20 protein-coding genes are annotated in these 7,176 nt (G+C 61.6%); all 20 read right to left on the reverse strand.

The features are described from left to right. Positions 1-54 precede the first annotated feature (54 nt). Positions 55-324 carry a hypothetical protein gene (locus tag IE92_RS0116010; RefSeq protein ID WP_030149505.1) on the reverse strand — a complete coding sequence of 90 codons (270 nt, stop codon included), beginning with the start codon at positions 322-324 and terminating at the stop codon, positions 55-57. Next, positions 317-517 (reverse strand): hypothetical protein, encoded by a 201-nt coding sequence (locus IE92_RS0116015; protein WP_030149506.1) that lies wholly within the window; start codon positions 515-517, stop codon positions 317-319. The genes IE92_RS0116010 and IE92_RS0116015 overlap by 8 nt, the downstream gene beginning before the upstream one ends. Beyond that, positions 510-716: a hypothetical protein gene (locus IE92_RS0116020; protein WP_030149507.1), complete on the reverse strand. Its 207-nt coding sequence runs from the start codon at positions 714-716 to the stop codon at positions 510-512. Before IE92_RS0116020 ends, IE92_RS0116015 begins: the two co-directional genes overlap by 8 nt. Further along, on the reverse strand, positions 709-933 hold the full coding sequence (locus IE92_RS0116025) for a hypothetical protein (RefSeq protein ID WP_030149508.1): 225 nt from the start codon (positions 931-933) through the stop codon (positions 709-711). Before IE92_RS0116025 ends, IE92_RS0116020 begins: the two co-directional genes overlap by 8 nt. Then, complete coding sequence (locus tag IE92_RS0116030) at positions 930-1,442, reverse strand: hypothetical protein (RefSeq protein ID WP_030149872.1); 513 nt, start codon at positions 1,440-1,442, stop codon at positions 930-932. Before IE92_RS0116030 ends, IE92_RS0116025 begins: the two co-directional genes overlap by 4 nt. A 369-nt stretch (positions 1,443-1,811) precedes the next feature. After that, positions 1,812-2,051, reverse strand: a complete 240-nt coding sequence (locus IE92_RS18590) for a hypothetical protein (RefSeq protein ID WP_211250806.1) — start codon at positions 2,049-2,051, stop codon at positions 1,812-1,814. Continuing rightward, complete coding sequence (locus IE92_RS0116045) at positions 2,048-2,380, reverse strand: hypothetical protein (RefSeq protein WP_030149512.1); 333 nt, start codon at positions 2,378-2,380, stop codon at positions 2,048-2,050. The genes IE92_RS18590 and IE92_RS0116045 overlap by 4 nt, the downstream gene beginning before the upstream one ends. After that, positions 2,377-2,556, reverse strand: a complete 180-nt coding sequence (locus tag IE92_RS0116050; RefSeq protein WP_030149513.1) for a hypothetical protein — start codon at positions 2,554-2,556, stop codon at positions 2,377-2,379. Before IE92_RS0116050 ends, IE92_RS0116045 begins: the two co-directional genes overlap by 4 nt. Then, positions 2,553-2,897 (reverse strand): hypothetical protein, encoded by a 345-nt coding sequence (locus IE92_RS0116055; RefSeq protein WP_030149514.1) that lies wholly within the window; start codon positions 2,895-2,897, stop codon positions 2,553-2,555. Before IE92_RS0116055 ends, IE92_RS0116050 begins: the two co-directional genes overlap by 4 nt. Then, positions 2,894-3,214, reverse strand: a complete 321-nt coding sequence (locus IE92_RS0116060; RefSeq protein WP_081864211.1) for a DNA translocase FtsK — start codon at positions 3,212-3,214, stop codon at positions 2,894-2,896. Before IE92_RS0116060 ends, IE92_RS0116055 begins: the two co-directional genes overlap by 4 nt. Positions 3,215-3,293: 79 nt before the next feature. Then, complete coding sequence (locus IE92_RS0116065; protein WP_030149516.1) at positions 3,294-3,755, reverse strand: single-stranded DNA-binding protein; 462 nt, start codon at positions 3,753-3,755, stop codon at positions 3,294-3,296. Further along, positions 3,755-3,940: a hypothetical protein gene (locus IE92_RS0116070; RefSeq protein WP_030149517.1), complete on the reverse strand. Its 186-nt coding sequence runs from the start codon at positions 3,938-3,940 to the stop codon at positions 3,755-3,757. Before IE92_RS0116070 ends, IE92_RS0116065 begins: the two co-directional genes overlap by 1 nt. Before the next feature lie 68 nt (positions 3,941-4,008). Beyond that, on the reverse strand, positions 4,009-4,236 hold the full coding sequence (locus tag IE92_RS0116075) for a hypothetical protein (protein WP_030149518.1): 228 nt from the start codon (positions 4,234-4,236) through the stop codon (positions 4,009-4,011). Continuing rightward, positions 4,236-4,490 (reverse strand): glutaredoxin domain-containing protein, encoded by a 255-nt coding sequence (locus IE92_RS0116080; RefSeq protein WP_030149519.1) that lies wholly within the window; start codon positions 4,488-4,490, stop codon positions 4,236-4,238. Before IE92_RS0116080 ends, IE92_RS0116075 begins: the two co-directional genes overlap by 1 nt. Then, positions 4,490-4,783: a hypothetical protein gene (locus IE92_RS18490; RefSeq protein WP_156027641.1), complete on the reverse strand. Its 294-nt coding sequence runs from the start codon at positions 4,781-4,783 to the stop codon at positions 4,490-4,492. Before IE92_RS18490 ends, IE92_RS0116080 begins: the two co-directional genes overlap by 1 nt. 287 nt (positions 4,784-5,070) lie before the next feature. Then, positions 5,071-5,868, reverse strand: a complete 798-nt coding sequence (locus tag IE92_RS18495; RefSeq protein WP_156027643.1) for a hypothetical protein — start codon at positions 5,866-5,868, stop codon at positions 5,071-5,073. A gap of 1 nt (position 5,869) precedes the next feature. Then, the gene (locus IE92_RS18500; protein WP_156027645.1) at positions 5,870-6,022 is read right to left on the reverse strand and encodes a hypothetical protein; all 153 of its coding nucleotides are present in this window, start codon (positions 6,020-6,022) and stop codon (positions 5,870-5,872) included. Next, positions 6,019-6,381 carry a hypothetical protein gene (locus IE92_RS0116095; RefSeq protein WP_030149521.1) on the reverse strand — a complete coding sequence of 121 codons (363 nt, stop codon included), beginning with the start codon at positions 6,379-6,381 and terminating at the stop codon, positions 6,019-6,021. The genes IE92_RS18500 and IE92_RS0116095 overlap by 4 nt, the downstream gene beginning before the upstream one ends. 12 nt (positions 6,382-6,393) lie before the next feature. Then, the gene (locus IE92_RS18505; protein ID WP_156027647.1) at positions 6,394-6,795 is read right to left on the reverse strand and encodes a hypothetical protein; all 402 of its coding nucleotides are present in this window, start codon (positions 6,793-6,795) and stop codon (positions 6,394-6,396) included. Further along, positions 6,792-7,176, reverse strand: a 385-nt coding sequence (locus tag IE92_RS18595) for a hypothetical protein (protein ID WP_030149523.1), incomplete at its 5' end; no start/stop codon positions are given. The genes IE92_RS18505 and IE92_RS18595, both read right to left, overlap by 4 nt.

Raw genomic sequence — 7,176 nt, forward strand, 5'->3', positions numbered from 1 at the left:
GATTCACTGCAAGGCGGAGCACCGTCGAATGGCATCCCGGCCGAATTTTCAACATCAGGCACCAGGTGCCTCCTTCGGTTCGGGGCCCGGCTTTTTCACGCCAGTCCAGTAGTCGTTCCAATCGGCCTGTTCAACGCCGATCACGCGCCACCCCTGACGCGTCTCTCGCTCCCGGGTGCGCTTGTTTGGGGTGAACATTGCGTGTGCGCTCTCCGCAGTGGCATGCCGAATCTCGCCCTGCACGACCGCACGCGTAGAACCGTCAGCCTTGCCGTCCGGGTCGAACAGCATCCAAAAATCCGGGACAACCAAGGTGCTACTCATCAGATTCCTCCTCAAAACCGGTTTTCCCGTCGGCATCACGGCAGTCGCCCACCGTGCGCCAGCCGTCGTCCTCAACAATGACCGTCCCGCACCCGGTGCCCGCTTCCCCAGTGAAAACCAAAGCGTCACGCGGGTAACTGGCCAGCGCGTCAACCAGCTCGCCGACGGTCACCGGCTGTGTCTTGTCACTCATCAGGTGCCTCCTTCCAATTGGTGCCGAGCGGCCACATCAAAGCCGTGCCCGTACCATCGGTGAAATCGATCTCGGCGACCAGCATGTCCTTCGTGGTGTGCAGCATCCCCGACTTGACCACGCGCCCGTCAGGGGCGACCGCGCCCGCCTTGAGCGCGGTCGGCGGCAGAATCGAGATGACCGTCTGCGCGTTACTCACTGGGAACCCCCTCGGCGTCAAAACCGGCGGCCACGGCACGCAGAATGCCCATGAGCACACGCGTCTCGGCAGACTGCGGCGGGGCATCATCGTTCTGGGTGGGTTTGATGAACGTGTCCCACACGTCCTGCACCAGTTCGACGGTCACCTCTACACCGAGCGGGGCGACGGTCGGGCGCGGGATCTCTAACGTCTTGGGTTTCTCGATGTTGCTCATGGTGTTGTGTCTCCTTCGGTCTGTGAAATAGCGATGCGAGCCGCGGTCTTAGCCGTTGCTCGCATCAAGGTGCCCTGCAAATCACGCGGCATGGGCAGCACGTCAAGGTTTCGGGTGGCCTGGACCGCCACCCGGATTGTGGGCCGGTTCGTGTACCGTTCCGTGGACGCGACCATGAGCCCCCAACCCTCGGGAAGCTCACCCGGTTTCACGATCGCCGGATCACTCACGACCAGCCACCAGAAATCGCAGTACACGCGGAACGTTTCAGCCTTCGACGGGTCGCGGAGCTCCGTCAGCCAATCCGACCGGGACACCTTCACCTCGTGGCCGTGCAACTGCGGGCCGACCCGGTTTACGCCCCAGCCGCCGGTCCACAGGTCCATGGCCATGTAGTCGCAGATCCGGCGAGACTCGAAACCCGGGGTGATCTTCACATGCTCGGCACGCGCATACCGGGGGCCGTTACCGTTGCCCTTGTCGTAGCGGCGGTTCAGCCGGTCCAGCATCGACCGTTCAGTCTCCGGCATCACTCACCCCCGACTCCGGGATCGGTAGCAGCGTCCCCAACCGTGTGGTCCAGCCCATGAGGTACTGGGCAGCGTGCCGGACCGACAACGGCCCGAGGTTGTAGTTCGGGAGATCCTGCGCGGCGTCGCTCACGGAATCACGGTCATACCCTTCCCCGCCGTGCGACTCGCTGAGGTCGTACAGGCCGATAAACGCCGTGCAGTGAGCGCATTCCTTCCACACCCACGTATCGCCGCCATCTACGAAGAACCAACGACCGTAGGTTTCCCCGGGGTGGATAGCTCGAACGCAGCAATCGCACGTGTGACGCACCCTAGCCTTCGGTCGGGTACTCGAAACGGTTTGCATCACTCGCTCCCTTCTCGTTCGGTCGCGGGCTTTTTCCACGCCCGGAAATTACGGATATACACGGTGCCGTACGCTACCGCTGACAACAGGAACCCGTACTGGTGAGTGGTCAACGCGAACGCCACCCACAACACCTGCGCAGCCAAGCCCACAGCCCACCCGGCACGGTTCTTCCCGCCAGCGAGCCACAGCCCTAGGATGCCCACCGCGGTGAGCAGATAAGACCAGAACTCCATCACTCGCCCCCTTCCTTGCGGCGGAGAGCGGCGAGAGCTTCAAGAGCGTTACCGAGCGCCCACTCAGAAGGGGATGCCCACCCATCTTGAGTGACCCCGTTCACGGTCTGGGGTTTATCAGCACCCTCGTTGGCAGCTTCCTCGGCCTCGGCTAACGCCTGCCCCCGAGCCCATGCAGCGATTCCGGGAGCTGCATTGACGATTACGGAGCGCCATGAGCTAACGAGGTGCTCGGGTGGAAAGTTCATGCCAGCGTCCGAGACAACGGCGCTCACGGCCTTCTCGATCACGTCTTCCGGGATCTCGTGAGCCGGATCGATCTTCTCGGTCATGCTGATGCCTCCTCGTCCTCGATCAGGGTGTCCAGCTCGCTCGCGGCATCGATAAACGCCAGCGTTTTCGGGCTTTCAACCCAGTCACGGTTCGCGTTTTCGTGGCCTTCGAACTGTTCCGCGCGACGGCGCAGTAGCTTTTGGGCCATGCGAATGGCCCGGTTGTGCTCGCTCACGATTCGCCCCCTTCCAGGGTGATGACCGGACGCCCGGCCGGGGTGTGCTCAGCAATCAACGCAGCGAGTCTGGCCACGGTGTCGGCGTCGCGGCTGTCGTGGTGGATGGTGTCGTACGGTCGCGCCGGATCGCCCGTCCCCCGGCCCAACCACACGTCCGTGACCCACCCGCCGGCACGGTGTTTCGTCGGCGGCTCCCACCGCGCCGTGACCTTCACCCGACCCACCTGCACCCGAGACGCCACCACAGCACCCGGCACACGACCACGAATAATCAACGGGGCAGCCGGGGTGAACCAGACTGGGGCCAGCGTTACCGACGCCACATCAAGCCCGGTCATGCCGCGGCCGCCTGCTTCACAAGGGCGGCCAAATTGCCCGCTTCACTAGCTGGGACAAGCACCTCACGCGCTTTCGCCCCCTGTTGGGCCGTCACGATGCCGATCCGTTCAAGCTCGGCCATGATCGCTCCAGCCTTCGCAAAACCAATTCGCATAAATCTCTGCAACATCGACGTTGAACCAAACTGACGGGTCACGACAATGTAAGCCGCAATCTCAACGTCTAAGTCTCTGAACTCGGAAGCATGCGCGGACGCCGCCCGGTCAGCTTTCTCAAAACTGTTCATGGTGTTTCCTCTTTCGGTTTCTTGTTTCATGACGGCCCACCGCGCCAACCAGGCAGGGTGCACGCCGTCGAGGTGGGGGCCTGACCAGGCGGCCAGGCCCCCGGAATGGCTAGAACGGAGTGTCGTCTCCGAATGAGCCGGGGACGTTCCAGCCACCCGGCTCCGCAGCAGGGTCAGACGGGGCAGCCGCCGACGGACGCTGCCCACCCTGAGCCTTGACAATCTGCGCGGTCGCATAACGCAGCGACGGCCCGATCTCGTCAACCTCAAGCTCCATCGAGGTACGCTTCTCGCCTTCCTTGGTTTCGTACGCGTTCTGAACCAGCCGCCCTGTCGCAACCACCCGTGCCCCCTTGTGGAGCGATCCAGCAACGTGCTCGGCGAATTCACGCCAGACCGAGGCGCGGAGGAAAAGCGCTTCGCCGTCCTTCCACTCGTTCGACTGACGGTCGAAGTTACGCGGGGTCGATGCGATCGTGAAGTTTGCGACGGCAAGGCCCGACTGGGTGTAGCGCAACTCGGGATCGCTCGTCAGGTTCCCGACAACAGTGACGATCGTCTCGCCCGCCATTACTCGCCCACCTTCTCGACGTTGATGGTGAACTTGTATCGGCCAATGATCGCGCCTGACTCGTCCAGGTGTTCGACCGGGATAGCTCCTTCGAGAGCGTGCCCATAAGCGAACACCTCGGCCGAATCATTCGCTTCCCACAAGGTGTCCTCGATGTCGGCCAAAATGTCGTCTTTGATAGCCATGTAGCTTGTTTCCTTTCACTAAAAAACCCGCCACCAAACGGAGACGGGGAACAAATCGGGGTTGTCGGTCAGGCGTGCGGCTTCACAGGGACGGCCGCGGTGCGTGGTATCACGAACCGGGCAAGGAAGATCAGCCAGAAGCACTGCCAGTACGTGAGGGTCACGTCAAAAACGAACGGGATGATCATGTTCACGAACCAGGCGAAAAGGAACGTGAGCCCAATGCCGGCAAGAGCTTTACCGAACCAGCGGGGCCAGTCCGTCTTCGGCTCAACGATCACAACTTCGATCGGCATTACGCGTCCCCATCCAGGAGGGTGTCGAGCTTGCCCGGGTCGAACCCGGACCAGTGTCGGTCGGCACGCACATCACCGTTCGACACCATCACGACCGGGGCCGCCTGATATCCGAGGGCCTTTACTGCGGCGAGGTTCCCGGGCTCGGTAATGTCGTCCACTTCGAAGTCAACGTTGTGCGAGGTCAGCCATCGCTTTGTCGCATCGCACTGGCGGCAGTCAGCCTTTGAGTACACGGTCACGATCTGGGTCATTACTTTCCTGCTTTCCGCCGCGAGTATGCGGCAATGTCGTTTTTTGTTTGGTCGAACTTCCTGATTTCATCTACGGCCGCGGCCAGACGTTCGGGGCCGTTTGCTCGGTCGAGGATGAAGTGCACCCATCGGGCCTTGGCCTGATGCGTTTCAACGACTCGCTTGGATGCCGGCGACGATGGTCTTTCACTTCGGTCGGGGTTGCCGTACCTTTCGCGTTCGACCTGTCTTGCCGTGCAGCCCTCGAGGAACGCGGTGAGCTGATGGTCAGAGGTCATCGTTTGGTATGTCATCGTTTTCCTTTCGGTGCTGCGCGGCGGCTTCGGCTACGAGCTCGTCAAAGTTCGCGGGCTTGCCAGGGCCTTTGGGTGTGGGTGTGAAGGTGATTGCTCGGTGCCGTCTTGCCTCACGGGCTTGCTCTGCTCTGATGCCCCGTACGCCGTCGATAATGTGCGACGGCATCAACCATCTATCCGAGGCCCTGTAATGGCGCGTAGCGGCCTCCACAGCGTCAAGGAGGGCAATATAAGCGAGATCGTTCGCCCACACCCGCGCCGTAGCCTGCGACACCGTACGCCCATCACGCGCCGACGCCAGCGTCAAGAGCTGGAACGCTTCCCGCTCGTCCATCACCACCCCCATACAGCCGGTCGTACTCGGCGGCGTTCTGGTCAGCCTTCGCCACCGGGCGGCGTGACGCCCGTTTTACATCGCCCTGTTTTCGACGCATCCAGTTCCGCCACGTAGCTTCCCAGTTGAGCTTCACGCCCTTCTGCCCGGGCTGAGCAATCCAGTAGTCAACGAACGCTGCATGCTCAGCACGCGTGTCAACGTCCGGGGCGTCCTCACGCATCTTCTGAACAGACTCAGAAGTTGGCACCCAATCCTCCGAGAGACGAGTCCCGCGCTTAGCGGGGCTCTCTCTACCTTCAGGTAGAGAGTTCTTAAGGGGACGGGTCGGGTTGGGTCGGGTCGGGTCGGGGGCAGGGTTACTGTCAGGTTTCGAACCATCCTGTAACTCGGTTACATCCGTGGTTACATCACGGTTACGTTCCCGCCAGTTGCGCAGCTTTTCAGCATTCTTCTTACGCGCAACATCAAGTTGTTCCTTAGTGGGTTGGTACTCTTCCCAGTTGTGGAACTCGGTCGAGTCTTCGAGTTGCAACCAAAGTCCAACCGTTACAAGTTGATTGACCAACAGAGTTGTACCGCCCCACTCTTCGATCATGTAGTCAGGAACGACCCCATCTGTCTCCTGATCTGCACACCAAGAACCTGCGATCGTCCACAGCCCCAACGCCGCCAAGCGGTGACGTCGCGGGATCTTCATGACCTTACGTGAGGCATGAAGTTTGTCGTCTACCTTGAACCAGGCCACGTCACGGCCCCTCCTTTACTACGCGGTCACCGATAGCCGCAGCGGCCATCCAGGCCGTGTTTGGAAACTCGGTGCGATGACGGAGCAGAACGAACAGCTTCTCGGTGGTGAGCGCTTTGAACGCACCCACAATCTGACCCTCTGCACCCGTCATGCTTCCTCCCCGAGGATCGCGCGAGCCAGGCCACCGTCGCCCGCTCGCCAGATCGCAGCTTCGGCAGCCGCCTCCTGGCCCAAAGCCACCATCTGCTTGTAAATGTCGATGTCATGAGCGAGGATCTTTAGCTGCGCGTCGATGGTGCGGTGCAAGGTGACGATAAGGTCCGCGTCGGAGTACTCAAACACCTCACCAAAGTGATCATCCCAGGTGAGTTTTTGGTGCCCAGCCGCGTGAATTGCCGTGCATGAGCTAACGAGGCCGGGTGTGACACTAACCCAAGGCCCAGGCGTGGACTTGTCCCGCAGTTCGGTCAGGTGCGCGTGTGCTCGTTCGAGCAGATCAAGAGTGGTCATGGTTCCTTCTTTCTAAAACGGGTCGGCGGGTGTGTGTCCACCGAGTTGGGGCGTGATTGATCCGTCGTCGGAGAGGATGACGGTGCCGTGTACGGCGTGAACAATTGGGGTGAGGGTCGGGTCTGCGTGAAGGGAGATTTTGATTCCGCGACGGCGGGCTTCTTCCGCCCACCACGGGTCGTCCTCGATCAGACTGTTGATGCTGGATCTCAGCCACACCAGATTCGCGAGACGGTTCTTCGAACGATCACCGCCCATCCCCCGCCCTGACCTGTGCTGAGGGACGAGCGTGTCGTCATCGATCCCGGTCCAGGCGCACACATGCCCGTCCCGGTTCGTGAGCTCGGCCAGTAACGTTTTCTTCGCGGCCGGGCTGGATTTCCGCCGCTTCGACGGTTTCGGGTAACCGATCATGCGACAGATGCGATCAGGTGACGGCCAACCCATTCGGAGTAAGCGGGAGGGATTGCTTCCCGCAGCCCGTCACGGGTCATCCAGTCGATGCCCATCGCGGCGCGAGCTTCGGCGACGCCGGAGAAGTTCCCCACGACGTGCATGAACTCGCCTGCGACAGGAGGTCTGCCCATCTTGGTGACCTTCGCCACATGCTCGGGATGCTCGGGCGCGGTCAGGTCGATGTTCGATTCGAACAGTCTGTGCCGATAGGTGCCGAGCCCGAACATGGCCCCGCACAGCTCGACCGGATCGTGCAGAGGTGCGCCGGGCACGTTCTCGATCACCCACGGCTTCCCGATGAGTTCGAACGCGGCTCGGGTTGCGTCGATGAAATCGGGG

Source organism: Mycetocola saprophilus, assembly GCF_000718085.1.
Lineage (GTDB): Bacteria > Actinomycetota > Actinomycetes > Actinomycetales > Microbacteriaceae > Mycetocola > Mycetocola saprophilus.